Genomic DNA, 21,006 nt, shown 5'->3' on the forward strand with positions numbered 1-21,006 from the left:
CTAGGTTCGAATCAAGTGGCCGCTGGCCGCGAGTAACTTTCCATCCAGTAAAGCACCTTGCTCGCCGAGCGCTAAACGCCCTTCGGCGAACCAGCGTACGGCCATTGGGTAGATCAGGTGTTCTTGAACATGGACCCGCTGCGCCAGACTCTGCGGCGAGTCATGCAACTCTACCGGTATTACTGCCTGTACGACCAGTGGTCCGCCATCGAGTTCCTCGGTGACGAAGTGCACGGAGCAGCCGTGCTCGGTGTCGCCGGCCTCCAACGCACGCTGATGAGTGTGTAACCCTTTGTATTTGGGCAGCAGCGAGGGATGGATATTGAGCAGGCGACCCGCGTAGTGGCGCACGAAGTCAGCGCTGAGAATGCGCATGAAACCGGCCAGTACCACGAGTTTGGGATTGAAAGCGTCGATCAGTTCGATCAGCGCGGCATCGAAGGCCTCGCGGCCTTCGTAAGCCTTGTGATCCAGGAAGCGGGTTTCGATACCCGCATCCCTGGCGCGTTGCAGGCCGTAGGCGTCGGCGCGGTTGGAAATCACCGCAGCGATGCGGACCGGGCTGTCGCCGGTCCGCGTGCTGTCGATCAAGGCCTGCAAGTTACTGCCGGTGCCGGACAACAGCACCACCACATCACAGGTCTGGGACATCAATGAGCCTTGAGGTTCTTCAGTTCAACCTGAGCTGCGCCTTCGGCAGCGGTGGCGATCTGACCGATGACCCAAGGCTGCTCGCCGGCTTCACGCAGTACGTTCAGCGCGGTTTCAACGTGCTCTTGAGCGACGCAGATGACCATGCCCACGCCGCAGTTCAGCACGCGGTGCATTTCGTTTTCGTCGACGTTGCCTTTCTCTTGCAGCCAGTCGAATACGGCAGGACGGGTCCAGCTCGCAACGTCAACCACCGCTTGCGCGCCTTTTGGCAGTACGCGCGGGATGTTGTCCAGCAGGCCACCACCGGTGATGTGGGCCATCGCCTTGACCGCGCCGGTGTCCTTGATCAGCTTGAGCAGCGGCTTCACGTAGATGCGGGTCGGGGCCATCAGCAGGTCGGTCAGCGGTTTGCCGTCGAGCTGGATGTTTTCGATGTCTGCACCGGACACTTCGATGATCTTGCGGATCAGCGAGTAACCGTTGGAGTGCGGGCCGGAAGATGGCAGGGCCAGCAGGGCATCGCCAGCAGCGACTTTGGAACCGTCGATGATTTCGGATTTTTCCACGACGCCGACGCAGAAACCGGCCAGGTCGTAGTCTTCGCCTTCGTACATGCCTGGCATTTCAGCGGTTTCGCCGCCGACCAGGGAGCAGCCGGACAATTCGCAGCCTGCACCGATGCCGGTCACGACCTGGGTCGCGGTTTCGACGTTGAGTTTGCCGGTGGCGTAGTAGTCGAGGAAGAACAACGGTTCGGCGCCGCAGACCACCAGGTCGTTAACGCACATGGCCACCAGATCGATGCCGATGCTGTCGTGCTTGTTCAGGTTCAGTGCCAGGCGCAGCTTGGTGCCCACGCCGTCGGTGCCGGAAACCAGCACGGGCTGCTTGTAGCCGGCCGGGATTTCGCAGAGGGCGCCGAAACCGCCCAGGCCGCCCATGACTTCCGGGCGCGCAGTGCGCTTGGCGACGCTCTTGATGCGTTCGACCAATGCTTCACCGGCGTCGATGTCTACACCGGCGTCCTTGTAGCTCAGGGAGGGTTGCTTGCTCATGATCCAGGCCTTTAGGGGGGATTCAGGGGTAACGACCGAGTCCAGTGGGACCGCTGAAACTAACGAAGGCGAGTGCCGTCCGCGAATTTCAGGGTGCCCGGCTGTTGCCGGTCTGCGAAGGCGCGCGATTTTATCAGGCTTGAGGGGCAGCGGCCATCCTCAGGCCGACGGCAGGGGCATATCGGTTGAAAAAAACCGTTATTGCCCGTGTTGGTCGCCTCCTTGATGGCTGTATAAGGTATCGCGATTAACCGTCTATCGTTATGACAGTGCGAAAACTTCGTCAGATCGTGGTGAATGTTTTGCGCAGGGCGGTGGTCACAGCCTTGCTCGATCGTCTTCATGCGGTCTGTTCCAGCCGCTCTTGTCGTCAGGAATCTTCCATGCGTTTTATTTCCAGATATGTGTTTGCAGGCTGTTTGTCACTGGTCAGCCTGGCGAGTCATGCCGAAACCGTCAAAGGCCTTTATCAGGTGCGTGAGCCGGTCAGTAGTCAATCGACCGAGGAGCGTGATCAGGCGACACAGCGCGCGCTCGACACACTGGTGTTGCGCCTGACAGGCGATCCGAAGGCGGTGCAAAGCCCGGGGCTCGCCCCGTTGCGCAAGGACCCGCAGCAGATCATCAGTCAGTACGGTTTTGACGCCGGCCCGCCGCAGGTGCTGAAAGTCGATTTTGACCCGGCAACCACCGAGCAGGCGCTGCGCCGGGCCGGGCTGTCGTTGTGGGGCGCGAATCGGCCGTCGATTCTGAGTTGGTGGCTGACCGACTCCGTCGAGGGTTCCAGCCTGGTGGGCGATGGTCAGGCCAGCGCCGCGCCGCTGCGTCGCGCGGCTCAACACCGTGGTCTGCCGCTGCGATTGCCGTTGGCGGACTTGAGCGAACAACTGGTCGCCACGGCACCCAATCTTGAAGGCACGGATGCGACGCCACTGCGCGCTGCATCGGACCGTTACAACGCTGACGCCTTGCTCGCGGTGCATGCTCGTGAAGAGGGTGGTCAGTGGCAGGCCAAGTGGAATTTTTGGCTGGGCGACAAGAAAGAGGCGGGCAGCGTGCAGGGCGCGGATCAGGCCGCTGTGGCCGATGCGGTGATGCTGGCCGTCAGTGAGCGACTGGCGCCGCGGTTTGTCGTCAAGCCGGGTGCTTCGGGCGAACAATTGCTGGAAGTCCAGGGCATGAACCTGGAGCGATACGCCGCGCTCGGACGCTTGCTGGAGCCGTTTGGTGCGCATCTGCAAAGCGTTGACGGTGAGCGCATTCTCTATCGGGTCAGTGGCAGCGTTGAACAGTTGCGTTCGCAGCTGTCCCTGGCGAAGTTGCAAGAGGTTCCGGCTGGTCAGGCACCTGCACCGGCGACGCCTGTACAGCCGCTGGCCGAGGGTTCGGCGCCAGCGGTCGCGCCAACCCCGGCACCGGTGCCGCAGCTGCGATTCCGTTGGTAAGGTTTTCTTTCTTTATATAGATGCATATGGAGTGGTACATGGCCGATACGCGGCGTTGGTTCTGGTTGGGTGGAGTGGTTCTGCTCTGCGCGTTTGTCTGGTTGTTGCATCCGATCCTCACACCATTTCTGGTTGCGTTGCTGCTGGCCTATCTGTTCGATCCGCTTGTTGACCGGCTGGAGAAGGCCGGCCTGTCACGCACCTGGGGCGTGGTGGCGGTATTCACGCTGTTCAGCCTGATCTTCACGACGCTGCTGCTGGTGTTGGTGCCGATGCTCGCCAAGCAGTTGTTTCGCTTGTATGAACTGGCGCCGCAAATGCTCGACTGGTTGCAGCACACCGCACTGCCATGGGCGCAGTCGAAATTCGGGCTGTCGGATAACTTCTGGAAGTTCGACAAGCTCAAGGCGGCGATCAGCGAACACATGGGCCAGACCACCGACATTGTCGGGGTGGTGCTGAGTCAGGCGACGGCTTCGGGCCTGGCGTTGATCGGCTGGCTGGCCAATCTGGTGTTGATCCCGGTGGTGAGTTTCTACTTGCTGCGCGATTGGGACGTAATGGTGGGCAAGATCCGCGGCTTGCTGCCTCGGGATCGTGAAGAGCGTGTCGTCATTCTCGCGGGCGAGTGCCACGAGGTGCTTGGGGCGTTTGTTCGCGGGCAATTGCTGGTGATGCTGGCGTTGGGCGTGATTTACGCTACCGGGCTGATGCTGCTGGGGCTGGAGCTGGGGTTGTTGATCGGAATGATCGCAGGCCTGGCGGCGATCGTGCCGTACATGGGCTTTGTCATCGGGATCGGCGCGGCATTGATTGCCGGCCTGTTCCAGTTCGGTGGCGATCTCTACCCCATGCTGGGTATCGTCGCGGTATTCATGGTCGGGCAGGCGCTGGAAGGGATGGTGCTGACGCCGCTGTTGGTGGGTGACCGGATCGGTTTGCATCCGGTAGCGGTAATCTTCGCCATTCTGGCGGGTGGCGAGCTGTTCGGTTTTACCGGTGTGCTGCTGGCATTGCCGGTGGCCGCGGTCATCATGGTTCTGGTGCGCCATGTGCATGATTTGTATAAGGATTCCGATATGTACAGTGGGGTCGACGAACCGGAGCTGTAAGGTGCGTTGATGACCCGTCGCGGGCGGCCCGGTTTCATGCCGGGCTGACCTGCTTCCCTTGCGCCGCTGTCACATCCCCCGCCAAAGAAACTGTCATAAAACCCGGGCGCTAACGCAAACCTTTGATTTTGCTTATGGTCTGTCGCATTGTGCGACCCGCCTCACGGGTATAAACTTCGCAAACTTTACACAGAGGCCACTAACGGTTCCTTTGGAACTGTTCAGTCAGCATGAAACCGATTCAGCTGCCCCTAGGTGTGCGTCTGCGTGACGACGCTACCTTTATCAATTACTACCCAGGCGCCAATGCCGCTGCACTCGGCTATGTCGAGCGGCTATGCGAAGCCGATGCCGGCTGGACCGAAAGCCTGATTTATCTCTGGGGCAAGGACGGGGTAGGGCGTACGCATCTGTTGCAGGCGGCTTGCCTGCGCTTCGAGCAACTGGGGGAGCCTGCGGTGTATCTGCCGTTGGCCGAGCTGCTGGATCGCGGCATCTCGATCCTCGATAACCTTGAACAATACGAATTGGTCTGCCTGGATGATTTGCAGGCGGTCGCCGGCCGTGCGGATTGGGAAGAGGCGCTGTTCCATCTGTTCAATCGTCTGCGCGACAGCGGTCGACGTCTGCTGATTGCGGCCTCGACTTCGCCACGGGAATTGCCGGTCAAGCTGGCGGACCTGAAATCGCGCCTGACACTGGCTCTTATTTTCCAGATGCGTCCGCTCTCGGACGAAGACAAATTGCGTGCCCTGCAGCTACGTGCTTCCCGTCGCGGCCTGCACCTGACCGATGAGGTCGGGCATTTTATTTTGACTCGCGGCACCCGCAGCATGAGTGCACTTTTCGAGCTGCTTGAGCGCCTCGATCAGGCCTCTCTTCAAGCTCAGCGCAAGCTGACCATTCCGTTCCTGAAAGAAACTTTAGGCTGGTAAAACCCAAGCCTGGCTGGGGTTTTGGCATATTTCAGGCGCCAGAAAATGCGCTTTCCTACAGGCTGTAGGCTGCGCAGGCGTCTAAAAGGGGCTTAAGCGCTTAGATGTTTACGCGAAACCGGGAAGTCACATAAAGTTCGATTGAATTTGCAAATGAGGATGATAGCGGGCATAGTCGCGGCTTCTTCACAACTAATCAGCCACGGTCGTGCCCATGCTAAAGCGCTTCGCACCCCTCGTGCCTCTCGCACTCGTCACCCTGTTGTTCGGTTGCGCTGCCCACTCTCCAGTGTCCCAGCAAGAGCAACAACAACAGTTCAAAAATTCAATGACCGCCCAGTCTTCTTCCGTTCTTTTCCAGGAAGAGCTTTACCAAGACGGCGTGGCCACCGATAAAGAACTGGCAAACTTCGCCGATGGCAAGTCATACCAGCTTCCGGTTCTGGCCGACAGCATCCTCGAACGTGGCATGTCCCTGATCGGTACCCGTTACCGTTTCGGTGGCACCTCCGAGGCTGGCTTCGATTGCAGCGGTTTCATCGGCTATCTGTTTCGTGAACAGGCCGGCATGAACCTGCCGCGTTCCACTCGCGAAATGATCAACGTCGACGCGCCGCTGGTGGCTCGCGGTGCGCTGAAGCCGGGTGACCTGCTGTTCTTCGCCACCAATGGTCGTCGCGGTCGTGTCAGTCACGCCGGGATCTACCTGGGTGACAATCAGTTCATCCACTCCAGCAGCCGCAAAAGCGGTGGTGTCCGGGTCGATAGCCTGGGCGACAGCTACTGGAGCAAGACCTTCATCGAAGCCAAGCGCGCCCTCGCGATGGCCCCGACCATGGTCACCGCGCGCAAGTAAATATTCAGTCTGTCGCCACCTCGGTGGCGACAAAACGTCTCTCCGCAAGGGAGTAGACGGACAACTTGTAAGGCGAACTTAAAGTCTTACTTGAAGTTTGGCCCATAGGCGCTAGAATCCTGATCTATTATTGATGGCAAACCGCCTGCGTCCTGCGCAGGCGGTTTTCTTTTCAGCCCTTTCGGCAGAAAAAAGTCGCCGCCAGATCAGGATGTTCTGTTTATGACTATGTCGGCCCGCCTCGCACTCATGTTCTTCGCAGCGCTGCTCAGCGCCTGCGCCAGCCATGCACCGCCGCCTGCTCCGGTGGTGGTCCGGGCGCCGATTGTCTTCGGCAATCCGCAACCCTTTTCGCCCGAGGCGGAAGACGTGCTGTTCCGCGCGCTCGGCCTGGTGGGTACGCCATATCGTTGGGGTGGCAACACGCCGGATTCGGGTTTTGATTGCAGCGGCCTGATCGGCTACGTCTACCGTGATGTCACCGGCATTTCCCTGCCGCGCACCACTCGCGAGTTGATCACCATGCAGGCGGCCAACGTTGGCAAGGAAGGCTTGCAAACCGGCGATCTGATTTTCTTCGCCACCAACGGCGGTTCCCAGGTCAGCCATGCCGGGATTTACGTCGGCGAAGGTCGTTTCGTCCATGCGCCGGCCACCGGCGGCACCGTGAAGCTTGACAGCTTGTCCAAGGCTTATTGGCAGAAAGCTTATCTGAGCGCCAAGCGCGTTCTGCAGCCTGAGCACTTGGCGCGCAACCCATAACGTTCTCTCCGAGGAGGGTGTCATGACCGCTCGCACACTCAATCTCGATGATTCCCTGTATCAATACCTGCTCGACGTTTCCCTGAGGGAAACGCCGCTGCTCAAGCGCCTGCGTGATGAAACCCAGGCGCTGCCGATGGCTCGCTGGCAGGTGGCGCCAGAGCAGGGGCAGTTCCTCGCTTTGTTGATCAAGCTCATGGGGGCCAGGCGCGTGCTGGAAGTCGGTACGTTCACCGGTTACAGCGCCCTGTGCATGGCCGCAGCGTTACCCGATGACGGTTCGTTGATTTGCTGTGATATTCCGGGCGACTACAACGCCATCGCGCTGCGCTACTGGCAGGAGGCGGGCTTGGGCCAGCGGATCGATCTACGTCTGGCGCCGGCGCTGGAAACGCTCACCAGGCTGGATGAGCCGGGGCAGTTCGATCTGATTTTCATTGATGCCGACAAGTCCAACTACCCCAATTATCTCGAGCATGCATTGCGTCTGTTGCGCGTCGGAGGTCTGGCGGTGTTCGACAACACGCTGTGGAGCGGGCGAGTGCTGGAGAACAATCCCGAGAGTGCGGACACGCGAGCCATCCAGGCGCTCAATCGTGCCTTGAAGGATGACTTGCGTGTGGATCTGTCGTTGTTGCCATTGGGTGATGGACTGACGCTCTGCCGCAAACGCTGATCCCTGTGGGAGCGGGCTTGCCCGCGATTGCGGTGGGTCAGGTAGCATGAATGTTGAATGTGCCGACCTCATCGCGGGCAAGCCCGCTCCCACAGGTATGCGTACATTGCAGTTACTTCGCGATCGAAACGCGCCACACCTTGTTCCCGACATCATCGGCCACCAGCAAATCCCCTTGCTGATCGATCACCACGCCCACTGGCCGGCCCATGGCTTTCTCGTCCTTGTTAAGGAACCCGGTCAGCACATCCACCGGCTTCCCGTTTGGTTTGCCTCCTGCGAACGGCACAAAAATCACTTTATAACCACTGTGCGGCTCGCGGTTCCATGAGCCGTGCTGGCCGATGAAGGCGCCTTCCTTGAATTGCGCCGGCAGTGTGTTGCCCTCGGCGAACGACAATCCCAGCGACGCGGTGTGCGGGCCAACCGCGTAATCCGGTGCGATCGCCTTGGCCACCAGGTCCGGGTTTTGCGGTTCGACGCGCACATCGACGTGCTGGCCGTAATAGCTGAAAGGCCAGCCGTAAAACGCGCCATCCTTCACTGAGGTGATGTAGTCCGGCACCAGATCGCTGCCGATTTCGTCGCGCTCGTTGACTGCCGTCCACAGGGCGCCGGTGTGCGGCTCCCAGGCCAGGCCGTTGGGATTGCGAATCCCCGAGGCGAAAATTCGGTGATTGCCGGTGGCCCGATCGACTTCCCAGATCGCCGCGCGACCTTCTTCCTTGTCCAGGCCATTTTCACCGACGTTGCTGTTGGAACCCACGGTGACATACAGCTTGCTGCCATCCTTGCTGGCGATGACGTTTTTGGTCCAGTGGTGATTCAGCGTGCCACCCGGCAGATCGACCACTTTGATGGGCGGCGACTTGATTGCCGTGTCGCCATTTTCATAGTGAAAGCGCAGCAAGCGGTCGGTGTCGGCGACGTACAGGTCATTGCCGACCAAGGTCATGCCGAAGGGCGAGTTGAGGTTCTCCAGGAACACCGTGCGGGTTTCGGCGATGCCGTCATGGTCCTTGTCTCGCAGCAAGGTGATGCGATTGGCGCTGGGGACGCCAGCGCCGGCACGGCTCATGACTTTTTTCATGACCCAGCCTTTAACGCCTTTGCTGTCATCGGGTTTGGGTGGCGCGTTGGTTTCAGCCACCAGCACGTCGCCGTTGGGCAGCACATAAAGCCAGCGCGGGTGATCGAGTCCTTCGGCGAACGCGGCCACTTGAGTGCCTGCCGCGGCAGTGGGTTTTGCACCGGCTGGCCAGCCGATCGCCGGGGCGATGTTCACCGTCGGAATCAGGGTTTTGTTCGGTTCGGGCAGCTTGGGTGACGGGCCGGTGCCGTCGGTGACTTGCAGGCTGGAGGTATCACCACACGCGGCGAGCCCTCCTGCGAGCGCGATAACGAGAACGAGCTGGGGCTTGCGCATACTGATCTTCCCTATGAATGCAGTGACTTAATCATAGAGAAGATCAGTGGTGCGATGGTTCAACCCATCAGCCGCGGGCTTCCTTGAGCAGCACGGCGATGCCGGGATGATAATTGCCGGCTTCGCTGCGCAACTTGCGGTAGGCGTACGGGAAATACCAGGCCACGGCGCAGCAGTGTTCCTTTTGCAGGTCGTCGACCATGTCCTGAAGTTCCTCCGGTGTCGCGCTCTGCTGGGCCTTTTGCGGCGCCACGAACAGACAGCCGAGTTTCAGGTCGCTGGCGTAGCTGATCCGTTTGGCATCGCAGGTAATGTCCTGCAATGCCTGCGTCAGGTTCAGGTTGTTGACCCGTGGCCAACGTTGAGTGGCCTGGAGGTAGGCGCGCTCCTCGGGGGAGGCGATAAACAGATCGGCGCGACCATTGCGGTCGCCTTCTTCGGTTTGCTTGCGCGTCGGGGTCTGTTGCAGCGTGACCATTTCTGCCATCCACGCCGCGGCCGCGAGCAGGCCAAGGTTGGCTTTTTCGTCGTACCAATAAGGTGTGTCGTTATCACCGCGCACCGCGTTGTAGCGGTCGATACAGTCAAACCAGCGCTCCAGTACCGGGCGCAGGAATTCCAGCTTCGGATTGCTGATGATCATGCCTTGCATGTGGCTTACCCTTGTTATTGTGATGTGGGATTGTGGCTCTTTGATATCATTGCGGCGTGCATGGCACAAGATTGGCGTCATATTTTTGATCGGCGGCCGATATTCGCCGGGCGGCACCCCGGCTTTAATTGACGCTCCACCCCCAACCCTCTAACCTTCGCGGCTTGTTTCAGGTGCTCTGTGGCCTTGGTCGACAGAGTGAAACAGGGAAGCCGGTGAGTGCGTTGGTTCAACTCATGAACAGCACGATCCCGGCGCTGCCCCCGCAACGGTAAATGAGTGAAAAGCTGCGCTTTGAGCCACTGTGTCGACTGACATGGGAAGGCGCGCAGTCAGGCGAAAGCCGCTCATGAGCCCGGAGACCGGCCTGATTCATCCAGCGGCATCACGGTGGGCGATGCCAGGCTTCTTGCCGTCTATTCTTGTGCCTGCCCGCCGTTATCCAGCCTCAACGGAGAGCTCCCCCATGACTGATTCCCCCGATCGTGACGAACGCCATCTGGCGCGCATGCAGCGCAAAAAAGCCGTGATCGACGAACGCATCGCCAATTCCCCGAACGAGTGCGGCCTGTTGCTGGTGCTGACCGGCAACGGCAAAGGCAAAAGCAGCTCGGCCTTCGGCATGCTCGCCCGCTCCATGGGCCACGGCATGCAGTGCGGTGTGGTGCAGTTCATCAAGGGCCGCAACAGCACGGGCGAAGAGCTGTTCTTCCGCCGCTTTCCGGAGCAGGTGCGTTTTCATGTGATGGGCGAGGGCTTCACCTGGGAAACCCAGGACCGTCAGCGCGACATCGCCGCCGCTGAAGCGGCTTGGGCGGTGTCCCGTGAATTGTTGCGCGATCCGTCCATCGGCCTGGTAGTGCTGGATGAGCTGAACATCGCCCTCAAGCACGGTTACCTCGACCTTGATCAGGTGCTCACTGACTTGCAGGCACGTCCGCCGATGCAGCACGTGGTCGTCACCGGTCGCGGCGCCAAGCCGGAAATGATTGAACTGGCCGACACCGTCACCGAAATGGGCGTGATCAAGCACGCGTTCCAGGCCGGGATCAAGGCGCAAAAAGGCGTCGAGCTGTGAATACTATTTTATGAAAAGCATACGTCATTGCCCGGCAGTACTGATCGCCGCGCCGGCTTCCGGTCAGGGCAAGACCACCGTCACCGCCGCGTTGGCCCGTTTGCATCGCAATCAGGGGCGCAAGGTTCGCGTGTTCAAATGCGGCCCGGATTTTCTCGACCCGATGATTCTTGAACGGGCCAGCGGTGCGCCGGTGTATCAGCTGGACATGTGGATGGTCGGCGAGCAGGAAAGTCGTCGGCTGTTGTGGGAAGCGGCCGGTGAAGCCGACCTGATCCTCATCGAAGGTGTCATGGGGTTGTTCGACGGCACGCCGTCGAGCGCCGACCTGGCACGGCACTTTGGTGTGCCGGTGCTTGGGGTGATTGATGGCACCGCCATGGCGCAGACCTTCGGTGCGCTGGCGTTGGGATTGGCCAAATATCAACCGGACTTGCCGTTTGCCGGGGTGCTGGCCAACCGCGTCGGCACATTGCGTCACGCGCAATTGCTCGAAGGTAGCCTGACCGAAGGCTTGCGTTGGTACGGCGCCTTGTCGCGGGAAACCGGGATCGAATTGCCGAGTCGCCATCTCGGTCTGGTTCAGGCCAGTGAGTTGAATGACCTCGATCTGCGCCTCGATGCGGCCGCCGAATCACTGGCCAGCAGTTGCGACGTGGCGCTGCCACCGCCCGTGGAGTTCGCGGCACCTGAAATAATCGTTGCCGAGCCTTTGCTGGCCGGCGTGCGCATCGCCGTGGCCCGTGACGAGGCGTTCGCGTTCACCTACGGCGCGAGCCTGGATTTGCTGCGGGCCATGGGCGCCGAATTGTCGTTCTTCTCGCCAATCCGCGACAGCCAATTGCCGGAGGCTGACAGCCTTTATCTGCCAGGCGGTTATCCGGAATTGCACCATGTGGCGCTGTCGCGGAACACATCGATGCTCGACGCGATCCGCGCGCATCATGCTGCCGGAAAACCGTTGCTGGCCGAGTGTGGCGGAATGCTGTATCTGCTGGACTCGCTGACCGACGTCGAAGGCACGCGTGCCGAACTGGTCGGCTTGCTCAAAGGCGATGCGGTGATGCAAAAGCGTCTGGCGGCATTGGCGTTGCAAGCGGTGGAACTGCCGGAAGGTTCGCTGCGTGGCCACACCTATCACCATTCGCTGACCAGCACCGAGCTTGAGCCGATTGCCCGGGGCCTGAGCCCGAATGGCGGGCGCGGGGCGGAGGCGGTTTATCGTGAGGGGCGGATGACGGCCTCTTATGTGCATTTTTATTTTCCGTCGAATCCTTCAGCGATAGCCGCATTGTTTGCGCCAAAACTTGAGGCCGCCATCGCGAGCAAACCCGCTCCCAAAGTTGACCAGGTTTCGTCAGGTTGTACTCCATCTAATGTGGGAGCGGGCTTGCTCGCGAAGAGGCCATGACTGACAACGCATTCAGCCAGTCAGAACGCGATGCAGTCTACCGAGCCATCGCCGAACGCCGCGACATGCGCCACTTCAGCGGCGGCACGGTAGAGCCCGAGCTGCTGCGGCGCCTGCTCGAAGCCGCGCATCAAGCGCCAAGCGTCGGCCTGATGCAGCCCTGGCGTTTCATTCGCATCAGCGACCGGGCCCTGCGCGGCAAAATCCAGTCGCTGGTTGAAGAGGAGCGCATCCGCACCGCCGAAGCCCTCGGTGAGCGCACCGACGAATTCATGAAGCTCAAAGTCGAAGGCATCAACGATTGCGCCGAGGTGCTGGTCGCTGCGCTCATGGATGATCGCGAACGGCATATCTTCGGGCGTCGCACCTTGCCGGAAATGGACATGGCCTCGTTGTCCTGCGCGATTCAGAACCTCTGGCTGGCCTCTCGCGCCGAAGGGCTGGGGATGGGCTGGGTGTCACTGTTCGAGCCGCAAGCGCTGGCGGATCTGCTGGGGTTGCCGGCCGGGGCCAAGCCGTTGGCGGTGCTTTGTCTTGGGCCGGTCAAGGAATTCTATCCAGCGCCGATGCTGGTGCTCGAAGGGTGGGCGCAGGCGCGTCCGCTCAGTGAGTTGCTGTATGAAAATTATTGGGGAGTGAGTCAATGAGTGTGGCGTTATTGAGTGTCGCCGCAGTGGCGCTGGACGCGCTGCTGGGTGAGCCCAAACGCTGGCATCCGCTGGTGGCTTTCGGCCGTTTTGCCGATCGCATCGAACAACGTTTCAACAATGAAGGGCGCGGCTGGCGCAGCCACGGCGTCACTGCCTGGGTGATCGCTGTCGTGCCGCTGACCTTGCTGGCCACGGCATTGTCCTGGGCGCCTTACGTCGGCTGGATCGTCGAGATCCTCGCGCTTTATTGCGCGCTCGGCATGCGCAGCCTCGGTGAACACGTCGAGCCGGTGGCCAAGGCCCTGCGCAGTGATGATCTGGTTGAAGCGCGCACACGGGTCGGCTATCTGGTCAGCCGTCAAACCAGCGAACTGGATAAAACCGAAGTCGCCCGCGCCGCCACTGAATCCGTCCTGGAGAACGGCAGCGATGCGGTGTTCGCCGCGTTGTTCTGGTTTGCCGTGGCCGGTGCGCCCGGTGTGGTGCTCTACCGTTTGAGCAACACCCTGGACGCGATGTGGGGTTATCGCAACGAACGCTTCGAACGCTTTGGCTGGGCGGCGGCGAAGATCGACGACGTGCTCAACTACATTCCTGCACGGCTGGTGGCGTTGACCTACGCGCTGCTGGGCAAAACCCGACTGGCGTTGAAATGCTGGCGCAGCCAGGGCCCGACCTGGGACAGCCCGAACGCTGGCCCCGTGATGGCGGCCGGTGCCGGCGCGCTCGGCGTCGAACTTGGCGGGGCGGCTATCTATCACGGTGAACTGCATCAACGACCGCAACTGGGCGAGGGCGTGCCGGCGGATGCCGACTCCATCGACCGTGGCTGGCAATTGGTCCAGCGCGGGGTATGGTTATGGTTGCTGATCCTCTGCGTGGGGGCTGAATTCTATGCTTGAGCACGGTGGTCGCTTGCGCAAGGCAGCGCTCGAATACGCTATTGCAGAAGCCGACTGGCTGGACCTGTCCAGTGGCCTCGCGCCCTGGCCGTTCCCGATCCCTGAGATCCCGTTGCGGGCCTGGGCGCGATTGCCCGAAACCGATGACGGTCTGGAGCAGGCCGCTTGCGACTATTACGGCACAACCCAGGTGCTGCCGGTCGCCGGTTCGCAGATGGCCATCCAGTTGTTGCCGCGTTTGCGCCGCGCCGGCAAGGTCGGCGTGCTGTCGCCCAGTTACGCCGAACATGCCGAAGCGTGGCGGCGCAACGGCTATATCGTGCGTGAAGTGCTGGAGCAGGAGGTCGATTTCTATCTCGACAGCCTGGACGTGCTGGTGGTGGTCAATCCCAACAACCCGACGGGCCTGAGCCTGACCCCGAGTCGTCTGCTCGACTGGCATGCCCGACTGGCGTCACGCGGTGGCTGGCTGGTGGTGGACGAGGCGTTCATGGACAACACACCGATGTTGAGTCTGGCGCCTTTTACTCACCTTGTCGGCCTGATCGTGCTGCGCTCTTTTGGCAAGTTTTTTGGTCTGGCCGGTGTGCGGCTGGGCTTTGTACTGGCGGAGCGCAAATTACTCAAATTGCTCGCCGAGCAGGTCGGGCCCTGGGCAGTCAGCGGGCCGACCCGCGTGGTGGGCCAAGCGTGTCTGCTGGACACCGAAGGCCACGTCCGGCAGCGCCTGCGCAGCGAAGCGGCGAGCGAGCGCCTGGCGCGGTTGCTCGAACAGCATGGCCTTCAACCTCAGGGCGGCTGCGCCTTGTTTCAATGGCTGATCACCGAGCGCGCCGAAGTCCTTCACGACTTCATGGCGCGGCGCGGCATCTTGCTGCGCTTGTTCGCCCACAACAGCAGCCTGCGTTTCGGCTTGCCTGGCGATGAAGCGGATTGGCAGCGTCTCGAGCAAGCATTTGTGGCCTACGACAAGGAAACCCAATGACGACGTTGATGGTGCAGGGCACCACGTCCGACGCCGGCAAAAGCACGCTGGTGACGGCGCTGTGTCGATGGGTCACGCGTCAGGGCGTGCGTGTGGTGCCGTTCAAACCGCAGAACATGGCGCTCAACAGTGCCGTGACCGCCGACGGCGGCGAGATCGGTCGCGCCCAGGCAGTGCAGGCTCAGGCGGCTAATCTGGAGCCGCACACCGACATGAACCCGGTGCTGCTCAAACCCAACAGCGACACGGGTGCGCAGGTGATCATCCATGGCCGCGCGGTCACGACGATGAACGCCGTCGCCTATCACGACTACAAAGCCATCGCCATGCAAGCGGTGCTGGCCTCCCATCAACGATTGAGCGCTGCCTATCCGGTGGTGATGGTCGAGGGCGCGGGTTCGCCCGCCGAGATCAATCTACGTGCCGGCGATATTGCCAACATGGGCTTTGCCGAAGCGGTGGATTGCCCGGTGGTGTTGATCGCCGACATCAATCGTGGCGGGGTTTTCGCCCATCTGGTGGGCACGCTGGAACTGCTGTCGCCGACCGAGCAGGCGCGAGTCAAAGGCTTCATCATCAACCGTTTTCGCGGCGACCTCGCGTTGCTGCAACCGGGTCTCGACTGGCTGGAAGCGCGCACCGGCAAACCAGTGATCGGCGTGCTGCCGTATGTGATGGATTTGCACCTGGAAGCCGAGGACGGCATCGATCAGCGCCAGACCGACAAGGCAGACCAGGTGTTGAACGTGGTGGTGCCGGTGCTGCCGCGCATCAGCAACCACACTGATTTCGATCCGCTGCGCCTGCACCCGCAAGTGAACCTGCAATTTATCGGCCCCGGCCAGGCGATTCCTTCGGCTGACCTGATCATCCTCCCCGGTTCAAAAAGCGTGCGCAGCGACCTCGCGTACCTGCGGGCCAATGGCTGGGATACAGCGATCAGTCGTCATTTGCGGTACGGCGGGAAAGTGCTGGGGATTTGCGGCGGCCTGCAAATGCTTGGCGAGCACGTACATGATCCGCTGGGCCTCGAAGGCGCGCCGGGTTCCAGTGCTGGCCTGGGGTTGCTGGCGTTCGAAACGCAGCTCGAAGAAGAGAAGCAATTGCGCAATGTGCGCGGTCGTCTGGTGCTGGAAGATGCCGAGGTCAGCGGCTATGAAATTCATGCCGGCGTGACCACCGGACTGGCGCTGGAAAACGCCGTCGTGCAGCTGGACGACGGTCGCTGCGACGGTGCGCAAAGTGCTGACGGGCAGATTATGGGCACGTACCTGCATGGTCTATTTGAATCCCCGGCGGCGTGTAGCGCTTTGCTGCGCTGGGCGGGTTTGCAGGAAGTGCAGGACGTGGATTATCACGGGTTGCGTGAGCGCGATATCGAACGGTTGGCGGATTTGGTGGAGAAGCATCTGGATACCGCGCTGCTGCGGAAACTCTGCGGGATTTGAGGTGAGTTTGAATGCCTCATCGCGAGCAGGGACGACATAGATCAAATGTGGGAGCGAGCCTGCTCGCGATGACTGAAGTTGCCACACCGCCAATTGAAAGGATGAAACCATGCTGCAACTGATCCTCGGCGGCGCCCGCTCCGGCAAAAGTCGTCTGGCCGAACAACTCGCCGGCGACAGCGCGCTGGCCGTCACCTACATCGCCACCAGCCAGCCATTGGACGGTGAAATGAACGAACGGGTCGCTCATCACCGCGCCCGTCGCCCGGCCGAATGGGCATTGATCGAAGAACCGATCGAACTCGCCCGCGTGTTGCGCGACAGCGCCCGGGCCGACCGTTGCCTGTTGGTCGATTGCCTGACCCTGTGGATGACCAATCTGCTGATGCTCGAAGACAATCAGCGTCTGATTGCCGAACGTGATGCTTTGCTGGACTGCCTGGCGTCATTGCCGGGTGAAATCATTTTTGTCAGCAACGAGACCGGAATGGGTGTCGTGCCGCTGGGCGAATTGACTCGCCGCTACGTCGATGAAGCCGGTTGGCTGCATCAAGCCCTGGCCGAGCGCTGCCAACGTGTCGTCCTGACCGTCGCCGGCCTGCCCCTGACTTTGAAAGGAACTGCGTTATGACTCAATCCTGGTGGCTGAACCCGTGCAAGCCGATCGATGCGCAAGCAGTTGAACAGGCGCAGGCGCGCCAACAGCAACTGACCAAGCCCGCCGGTTCTCTCGGCCGGCTCGAATCGGTGGCGGTGCAATTGGCCGGGCTGCAAGGTCAGGTCAAGCCGAGCCTCGATCACCTGTGGATTGCTATTTTTGCCGGCGATCATGGCGTGGTCGCAGAAGGCGTGTCGGCGTTTCCCCAGGAAGTCACCGGGCAGATGCTGCACAACTTCGTCAGTGGCGGCGCCGCCATCAGCGTGCTGGCGCGCCAGCTCGGGGCTTCCCTTGAAGTGGTCGACCTTGGCACGGTCACGCCGTCGTTGAATTTGCCGGGCGTGCGTCACCTCAACATTGGTCCGGGCACTGCCAATTTCGTCGCGGGCGCGGCCATGACGCCGGCCCAGGGCGAGCTCGCCTTGCAGGCTGGCCGCGACAGCGTGCAGCGTGCGCTCGCGGCGGGTGCGCAGTTGTTTATCGGCGGCGAAATGGGCATCGGCAACACCACGGCGGCCAGCGCGCTGGCGTGTGCCTTGCTCGATTGCCCAGTGGTGCATCTGGCCGGTCCTGGCACTGGCTTGGACGCAGCGGGCGTCAGCCATAAAGCTCAGGTCATCGAGCGCGCCTTGGCCTTGCACGGCGCTCAGCGCGGTGATGCCTTGCAGACGCTGTTCAACCTCGGTGGTTTTGAAATTGCGGCGCTGGTTGGCGCGTACCTGGCGTGTGCCCAGGAAGGCATCGCAGTATTGGTGGACGGCTTTATCTGCAGCGTCGCGGCGTTGGTGGCGGTGCGCTTGAATCCCGCCTGCCGTGAATGGCTGTTGTTCGGTCATCGTGGTGCCGAACCGGGCCACCGTCATGTGCTGGAAACCCTGAAGGCCGAACCGCTGCTGGACCTTGGCCTGCGCCTGGGCGAGGGCAGTGGTGCAGCGTTGGCCGTGCCGCTGTTGCGCCTGGCCTGCGATCTTCACGGACAGATGGCAACGTTTGCCGAAGCGGCCGTGGCGGATCGTCCGGCATGACGCTGCGCCTGGACTTGCTGCGCCACGGTGAAACCGAACTGGGCGGTGGTTTGCGCGGCAGTCTCGATGATGCGCTGACCAGCAAGGGCTGGGAGCAGATGCGCGCGGCAGTGGTCGGGCAGGGGCCGTGGGATCGACTGATCAGTTCGCCGTTGCAGCGCTGCGCGCGCTTCGCCGAAGAGCTGGGGGCGAAATCGGGTTTGCCGGTGGTGCTCGATAAGGATCTGCAAGAACTGCACTTCGGCGCCTGGGAAGGGCAAAGCGCAGCGGCATTGATGGACACCGATGCCGAAGCGTTGGGCCTGTTCTGGGCTGATCCTTATGGGTTCACGCCGCCTGAGGGTGAGCCGGTAACGGATTTTTCCGAGCGCGTATTGGCCGCTGTCGAGCGGTTGCACGCTGCTTATGCGGGCGAGCGGATCTTGCTGATCAGCCATGGTGGTGTCATGCGCTTGCTGCTGGCTCAAGCGCGGGGTTTGCCGCGTGAGCAATTGCTCAACGTTGAAGTCGGCCACGGTGCGCTGTTCTCTCTGAGCGTCGAGGCGGGCGTGACACTCAAGGAAACCCTCTGACCATGTTGCCGTTCTGGATCGCCCTGCAATTTCTCAGCAGTTTGCCGATTCGTCTTCCGGGCATGCCTGCGCCTCAGGAACTCGGGCGTTCGTTGCTGTTTTATCCGCTGGTCGGGCTGCTGTTCGGCGTCATTTTATGGGCGTTGAACGGGCTGTTGCTGGGCGCGCCGTTGATGCTTCACGCGGCGTTGCTGCTGACGGTTTGGGTCTTGCTCAGCGGCGCGTTGCACCTGGACGGCCTGGCCGACAGCGCCGATGCGTGGCTCGGTGGTTTCGGCGACCGTGAACGCACCCTGACGATCATGAAAGACCCACGCAGCGGACCGATCGCGGTGGTGACGCTGGCACTGGTGTTGCTGCTCAAGTTCACGGCGTTGTTGGCGTTGATCGAGCAGCAGCACAGCGTTTGGCTGATCATCATTCCATTGATCGGCCGCAGCGCGATGCTGGGCTTGTTCCTGACCACGCCGTACGTGCGTGCCGGCGGGTTGGGCCAGGCGCTGGCCGATCATCTGCCGCGCTCGGCGGGTAAACGGGTGTTGGCGGTCAGTGCGCTGGCGTGTGTGCTGATCGCCGGTTTCAGTGGCGTCTGGGCGCTTGTGCTGGCGGGCGGGATGTTCGTCTGGTTGCGGCAGGTGATGCTGCGGCGCTTGGGTGGGACAACCGGGGACACCGCAGGCGCATTGCTGGAATTGCTGGAGATGGCGGTTCTGGTGGGGCTGGTGTTGGTCTGATGTTTCTGTGCTGGAGGTGCTGGCCACTTCGCGAGCAGGCTCGTTCCCACAGGGGAATGCGGTCATTTGTGGGAGCGAGCTTGCTCGCGAAGGCGGTCTGCCTGACACTCCCATTCTGCTGGGTAAACCCATCTGTAACTTGATTTAACACACTCGCGGGTATATACACGCACCATGCTCGACTCTCAATGTTTATGCATCAACCTGCGTCGCGCCGCCCGTGGCGTCAGCAGGCATTACGACGGCGCTCTCGACGGCTTCGGGATCAACGTCGCCCAGTATTCTTTGCTGTGCAATTTGCAGCGACTGAATGAACCGAGTATTTCCACCCTGGCCGAAGCCATGGGGCTGGACCGCAGCACCCTGGGGCGCAATCTTCGGGTGCTGGAAGGTGAAGGCCTGGTGGCATTGGTCGAAGGCGAGGACATGCGTAATCGCATCGTCCGGCTGACCGAGACAGGCGCACAACGCCTGGCTGCAGCCTTGCCGGCCTGGGAGGCGGCGCAACAACGGTTGATCGACCGTTTGGGCGCCGAGAAACGCGAAACCTTGCTGCGATTGCTGGACGAACTGGCCTGATGCCGGTTTTTCCGATCTTAAGCGGGTATATACCCGCGACCGGAGAATAAGAAATGACATCGATGTGGCGTACGTGTGGTTGGGTGTTGGTGGGGAGTGCGCTGATTCTGGCATTGTCTTTGGGCGTCCGGCACGGCTTCGGGTTGTTTCTGGCGCCAATGAGTGCCGAATTCGGCTGGGGGCGTGAGACGTTTGCGTTTGCCATCGCCTTGCAGAACCTGATCTGGGGGCTGGCGCAGCCCTTCACGGGGGCATTGGCCGACCGCTTTGGCGCGGCGAAAGTGGTGTTGATCGGCGGCGTGCTGTACGCCATGGGCCTGGCGTTCATGGGCCTGTCCGATTCGGCGGTGACCTTGTCCCTGAGCGCCGGCCTGTTGATCGGCATCGGTCTGTCGGGCACTTCGTTCTCGGTGATCCTCGGCGTGGTCGGTCGTGCAGTGCCACCGGAGAAACGCAGCATGGGCATGGGCATTGCCAGCGCCGCCGGTTCTTTCGGCCAGTTCGCCATGTTGCCCGGTACTCTGGGTCTGATTGGCTGGCTCGGCTGGTCCGCGGCCTTGCTGGTGCTGGGCCTGCTCGTGGCGTTGATCATTCCGCTGGTGAGCATGCTCAAGGACAAACCGTTGCCGGTGCTTGGCCATGATCAAACCCTGTCCGAAGCATTGCGCGAAGCCTGTTCGCATTCGGGTTTCTGGTTGTTGGCGTTCGGCTTTTTTGTCTGCGGCTTCCAGGTGGTGTTCATCGGCGTGCATTTGCCGGCCTATCTGGTGGATCAGCACCTTCCGGCCACGGTGGGCACAACGGTGCTGGCGCTGATCGGCTTGTTCAATATCTTTGGCACGTACACCGCGGGCTGGCTCGGCGGGCGCATGTCCAAGCCGCGCTTGCTGACCGGACTGTACCTGCTGCGAGCGGTGGTGATTGCGCTGTTTCTGTGGGCGCCGGTCACCACGACCACCGCGTACCTGTTCGGCATGGCGATGGGCTTCCTGTGGCTGTCGACGGTGCCGTTGACCAATGGCACCGTGGCCACCTTGTTCGGCGTGCGAAACCTGTCCATGCTCGGCGGGATCGTTTTCCTGTTCCACCAGCTCGGCTCGTTCCTCGGCGGCTGGTTGGGCGGGGTGGTGTATGACCGAACCGGGAGCTATGACTTGATCTGGCAAGTGGCGATTCTCTTGAGTCTGATGGCGGCCGCCCTGAACTGGCCGGTGCGTGAGCGACCGGTCGCGCGTCTGCAGACCCAGCTGAGCGCGATATGAACAGTTTCTGGCCGCGGATTGCTATTGCCGCTGGCGGCGCCTTGCTGCTGGCGCTCGCGTGGTGGGGCTGGCATCAGGGCGGGCTGGCGCTGATGCAGTTGGGCATGGGTGCTTGCTAGGAGCGGGCGA

General features: G+C 61.4%; 23 protein-coding genes and 1 riboswitch. Of the genes, 19 read left to right on the top strand and 4 right to left on the bottom strand.

The genetic code is table 11. The features are described from left to right. Positions 1-651: a phosphoribosylglycinamide formyltransferase gene (gene purN, locus K5K95_RS17210; protein ID WP_222585300.1), complete on the bottom strand. Its 651-nt coding sequence runs from the start codon at positions 649-651 to the stop codon at positions 1-3. After that, positions 651-1,709 (bottom strand): phosphoribosylformylglycinamidine cyclo-ligase, encoded by a 1,059-nt coding sequence (purM, locus tag K5K95_RS17215; protein WP_010456810.1) that lies wholly within the window; start codon positions 1,707-1,709, stop codon positions 651-653. The genes purN and purM overlap by 1 nt, the downstream gene beginning before the upstream one ends. 383 nt (positions 1,710-2,092) lie before the next feature. Here purM and K5K95_RS17220 point away from each other — a divergent pair, with 383 nt between their 5' ends. The 6 genes from K5K95_RS17220 (at position 2,093) to K5K95_RS17245 (ending at position 7,495) form a co-directional block, all read left to right on the top strand. Beyond that, complete coding sequence (locus tag K5K95_RS17220) at positions 2,093-3,154, top strand: DUF2066 domain-containing protein (protein ID WP_222585301.1); 1,062 nt, start codon at positions 2,093-2,095, stop codon at positions 3,152-3,154. 38 nt (positions 3,155-3,192) lie between these two features. Then, the gene (locus K5K95_RS17225; RefSeq protein WP_222585302.1) at positions 3,193-4,266 is read left to right on the top strand and encodes an AI-2E family transporter; all 1,074 of its coding nucleotides are present in this window, start codon (positions 3,193-3,195) and stop codon (positions 4,264-4,266) included. A 230-nt stretch (positions 4,267-4,496) separates the two neighbouring features. Continuing rightward, positions 4,497-5,201 (top strand): DnaA regulatory inactivator Hda, encoded by a 705-nt coding sequence (hda, locus tag K5K95_RS17230; protein WP_010456804.1) that lies wholly within the window; start codon positions 4,497-4,499, stop codon positions 5,199-5,201. A 214-nt stretch (positions 5,202-5,415) separates the two neighbouring features. After that, positions 5,416-6,057, top strand: a complete 642-nt coding sequence (locus tag K5K95_RS17235; protein ID WP_222585303.1) for a C40 family peptidase — start codon at positions 5,416-5,418, stop codon at positions 6,055-6,057. Between the two features lie 222 nt (positions 6,058-6,279). Then, positions 6,280-6,819 carry a C40 family peptidase gene (locus K5K95_RS17240; protein ID WP_222585304.1) on the top strand — a complete coding sequence of 180 codons (540 nt, stop codon included), beginning with the start codon at positions 6,280-6,282 and terminating at the stop codon, positions 6,817-6,819. Positions 6,820-6,841: 22 nt separating this feature from the next. Continuing rightward, the gene (locus K5K95_RS17245) at positions 6,842-7,495 is read left to right on the top strand and encodes a class I SAM-dependent methyltransferase (RefSeq protein WP_222585305.1); all 654 of its coding nucleotides are present in this window, start codon (positions 6,842-6,844) and stop codon (positions 7,493-7,495) included. 112 nt (positions 7,496-7,607) lie between these two features. Here the strand turns inward: K5K95_RS17245 and K5K95_RS17250 are convergent, their stop codons facing one another. Then, positions 7,608-8,921, bottom strand: coding sequence for a PQQ-dependent sugar dehydrogenase (locus tag K5K95_RS17250; protein WP_222585306.1), 1,314 nt, complete (start codon positions 8,919-8,921; stop codon positions 7,608-7,610). 67 nt (positions 8,922-8,988) lie between these two features. Next, the gene (locus tag K5K95_RS17255; RefSeq protein ID WP_222585307.1) at positions 8,989-9,573 is read right to left on the bottom strand and encodes a hypothetical protein; all 585 of its coding nucleotides are present in this window, start codon (positions 9,571-9,573) and stop codon (positions 8,989-8,991) included. Positions 9,574-9,727: 154 nt separating this feature from the next. Continuing rightward, positions 9,728-9,959, top strand: a riboswitch (cobalamin riboswitch). 80 nt (positions 9,960-10,039) lie between these two features. Here K5K95_RS17255 and cobO point away from each other — a divergent pair. The 13 genes from cobO to K5K95_RS33090 all read left to right on the top strand — a co-directional run bounded on the left by cobO (position 10,040) and on the right by K5K95_RS33090 (position 20,996). Further along, the gene (cobO, locus tag K5K95_RS17260; protein ID WP_090181682.1) at positions 10,040-10,651 is read left to right on the top strand and encodes a cob(I)yrinic acid a,c-diamide adenosyltransferase; all 612 of its coding nucleotides are present in this window, start codon (positions 10,040-10,042) and stop codon (positions 10,649-10,651) included. A gap of 10 nt (positions 10,652-10,661) precedes the next feature. Further along, positions 10,662-12,062 carry a cobyrinate a,c-diamide synthase gene (locus K5K95_RS17265; protein WP_222585308.1) on the top strand — a complete coding sequence of 467 codons (1,401 nt, stop codon included), beginning with the start codon at positions 10,662-10,664 and terminating at the stop codon, positions 12,060-12,062. Beyond that, the gene (bluB, locus tag K5K95_RS17270) at positions 12,059-12,709 is read left to right on the top strand and encodes a 5,6-dimethylbenzimidazole synthase (RefSeq protein WP_222585309.1); all 651 of its coding nucleotides are present in this window, start codon (positions 12,059-12,061) and stop codon (positions 12,707-12,709) included. Before K5K95_RS17265 ends, bluB begins: the two co-directional genes overlap by 4 nt. Then, on the top strand, positions 12,706-13,614 hold the full coding sequence (cbiB, locus tag K5K95_RS17275; RefSeq protein ID WP_222585310.1) for an adenosylcobinamide-phosphate synthase CbiB: 909 nt from the start codon (positions 12,706-12,708) through the stop codon (positions 13,612-13,614). Before bluB ends, cbiB begins: the two co-directional genes overlap by 4 nt. Beyond that, on the top strand, positions 13,607-14,599 hold the full coding sequence (gene cobD, locus K5K95_RS17280) for a threonine-phosphate decarboxylase CobD (RefSeq protein WP_222585311.1): 993 nt from the start codon (positions 13,607-13,609) through the stop codon (positions 14,597-14,599). The genes cbiB and cobD overlap by 8 nt, the downstream gene beginning before the upstream one ends. Further along, complete coding sequence (locus K5K95_RS17285; protein ID WP_222585312.1) at positions 14,596-16,047, top strand: cobyric acid synthase; 1,452 nt, start codon at positions 14,596-14,598, stop codon at positions 16,045-16,047. Before cobD ends, K5K95_RS17285 begins: the two co-directional genes overlap by 4 nt. A gap of 109 nt (positions 16,048-16,156) precedes the next feature. Next, positions 16,157-16,678 (top strand): bifunctional adenosylcobinamide kinase/adenosylcobinamide-phosphate guanylyltransferase, encoded by a 522-nt coding sequence (gene cobU, locus K5K95_RS17290; protein ID WP_222585313.1) that lies wholly within the window; start codon positions 16,157-16,159, stop codon positions 16,676-16,678. Next, positions 16,675-17,730, top strand: coding sequence for a nicotinate-nucleotide--dimethylbenzimidazole phosphoribosyltransferase (gene cobT, locus K5K95_RS17295; protein WP_222585314.1), 1,056 nt, complete (start codon positions 16,675-16,677; stop codon positions 17,728-17,730). Before cobU ends, cobT begins: the two co-directional genes overlap by 4 nt. Continuing rightward, positions 17,727-18,302 carry an alpha-ribazole phosphatase family protein gene (gene cobC / locus K5K95_RS17300; RefSeq protein ID WP_222585315.1) on the top strand — a complete coding sequence of 192 codons (576 nt, stop codon included), beginning with the start codon at positions 17,727-17,729 and terminating at the stop codon, positions 18,300-18,302. The genes cobT and cobC overlap by 4 nt, the downstream gene beginning before the upstream one ends. A 2-nt stretch (positions 18,303-18,304) precedes the next feature. After that, positions 18,305-19,036 (top strand): adenosylcobinamide-GDP ribazoletransferase, encoded by a 732-nt coding sequence (locus K5K95_RS17305; RefSeq protein ID WP_222585316.1) that lies wholly within the window; start codon positions 18,305-18,307, stop codon positions 19,034-19,036. 174 nt (positions 19,037-19,210) lie between these two features. After that, positions 19,211-19,615 (top strand): MarR family winged helix-turn-helix transcriptional regulator, encoded by a 405-nt coding sequence (locus K5K95_RS17310; protein ID WP_222585317.1) that lies wholly within the window; start codon positions 19,211-19,213, stop codon positions 19,613-19,615. A 53-nt stretch (positions 19,616-19,668) separates the two neighbouring features. Further along, a complete protein-coding gene (locus tag K5K95_RS17315) occupies positions 19,669-20,877 on the top strand; it encodes an MFS transporter (RefSeq protein ID WP_222585318.1) in 1,209 nt (402 codons plus the stop codon). Further along, positions 20,874-20,996: a hypothetical protein gene (locus tag K5K95_RS33090; protein ID WP_259151027.1), complete on the top strand. Its 123-nt coding sequence runs from the start codon at positions 20,874-20,876 to the stop codon at positions 20,994-20,996. The genes K5K95_RS17315 and K5K95_RS33090 overlap by 4 nt, the downstream gene beginning before the upstream one ends. The last annotated feature ends 10 nt before the right edge of the window (positions 20,997-21,006 follow it).

Source organism: Pseudomonas sp. DR48, from assembly GCF_019823085.1.
Classification (GTDB): domain Bacteria; phylum Pseudomonadota; class Gammaproteobacteria; order Pseudomonadales; family Pseudomonadaceae; genus Aquipseudomonas.

Bases quoted from the DNA above. Each gene is read 5' to 3' on its own strand.
- K5K95_RS17235 (WP_222585303.1), top strand. From the start codon at position 5,416: ATGCTAAAGCGCTTCGCACCCCTCGTGCCTCTCGCACTCGTCACCCTG.
- K5K95_RS17315 (WP_222585318.1), top strand. From the start codon at position 19,669: ATGACATCGATGTGGCGTACGTGTGGTTGGGTGTTGGTGGGGAGTGCG.
- cobT (WP_222585314.1), top strand. From the start codon at position 16,675: ATGACTCAATCCTGGTGGCTGAACCCGTGCAAGCCGATCGATGCGCAA.
- K5K95_RS17255 (WP_222585307.1), bottom strand. From the start codon at position 9,573: ATGCAAGGCATGATCATCAGCAATCCGAAGCTGGAATTCCTGCGCCCG.
- K5K95_RS17220 (WP_222585301.1), top strand. From the start codon at position 2,093: ATGCGTTTTATTTCCAGATATGTGTTTGCAGGCTGTTTGTCACTGGTC.
- K5K95_RS17305 (WP_222585316.1), top strand. From the start codon at position 18,305: ATGTTGCCGTTCTGGATCGCCCTGCAATTTCTCAGCAGTTTGCCGATT.
- K5K95_RS33090 (WP_259151027.1), top strand. From the start codon at position 20,874: ATGAACAGTTTCTGGCCGCGGATTGCTATTGCCGCTGGCGGCGCCTTG.
- cbiB (WP_222585310.1), top strand. From the start codon at position 12,706: ATGAGTGTGGCGTTATTGAGTGTCGCCGCAGTGGCGCTGGACGCGCTG.
- purN (WP_222585300.1), bottom strand. From the start codon at position 651: ATGTCCCAGACCTGTGATGTGGTGGTGCTGTTGTCCGGCACCGGCAGT.
- K5K95_RS17245 (WP_222585305.1), top strand. From the start codon at position 6,842: ATGACCGCTCGCACACTCAATCTCGATGATTCCCTGTATCAATACCTG.
- hda (WP_010456804.1), top strand. From the start codon at position 4,497: ATGAAACCGATTCAGCTGCCCCTAGGTGTGCGTCTGCGTGACGACGCT.
- cobO (WP_090181682.1), top strand. From the start codon at position 10,040: ATGACTGATTCCCCCGATCGTGACGAACGCCATCTGGCGCGCATGCAG.
- cobU (WP_222585313.1), top strand. From the start codon at position 16,157: ATGCTGCAACTGATCCTCGGCGGCGCCCGCTCCGGCAAAAGTCGTCTG.
- K5K95_RS17265 (WP_222585308.1), top strand. From the start codon at position 10,662: ATGAAAAGCATACGTCATTGCCCGGCAGTACTGATCGCCGCGCCGGCT.
- K5K95_RS17250 (WP_222585306.1), bottom strand. From the start codon at position 8,921: ATGCGCAAGCCCCAGCTCGTTCTCGTTATCGCGCTCGCAGGAGGGCTC.
- K5K95_RS17310 (WP_222585317.1), top strand. From the start codon at position 19,211: ATGCTCGACTCTCAATGTTTATGCATCAACCTGCGTCGCGCCGCCCGT.
- purM (WP_010456810.1), bottom strand. From the start codon at position 1,709: ATGAGCAAGCAACCCTCCCTGAGCTACAAGGACGCCGGTGTAGACATC.
- bluB (WP_222585309.1), top strand. From the start codon at position 12,059: ATGACTGACAACGCATTCAGCCAGTCAGAACGCGATGCAGTCTACCGA.
- cobD (WP_222585311.1), top strand. From the start codon at position 13,607: ATGCTTGAGCACGGTGGTCGCTTGCGCAAGGCAGCGCTCGAATACGCT.
- K5K95_RS17225 (WP_222585302.1), top strand. From the start codon at position 3,193: ATGGCCGATACGCGGCGTTGGTTCTGGTTGGGTGGAGTGGTTCTGCTC.
- K5K95_RS17285 (WP_222585312.1), top strand. From the start codon at position 14,596: ATGACGACGTTGATGGTGCAGGGCACCACGTCCGACGCCGGCAAAAGC.
- K5K95_RS17240 (WP_222585304.1), top strand. From the start codon at position 6,280: ATGACTATGTCGGCCCGCCTCGCACTCATGTTCTTCGCAGCGCTGCTC.
- cobC (WP_222585315.1), top strand. From the start codon at position 17,727: ATGACGCTGCGCCTGGACTTGCTGCGCCACGGTGAAACCGAACTGGGC.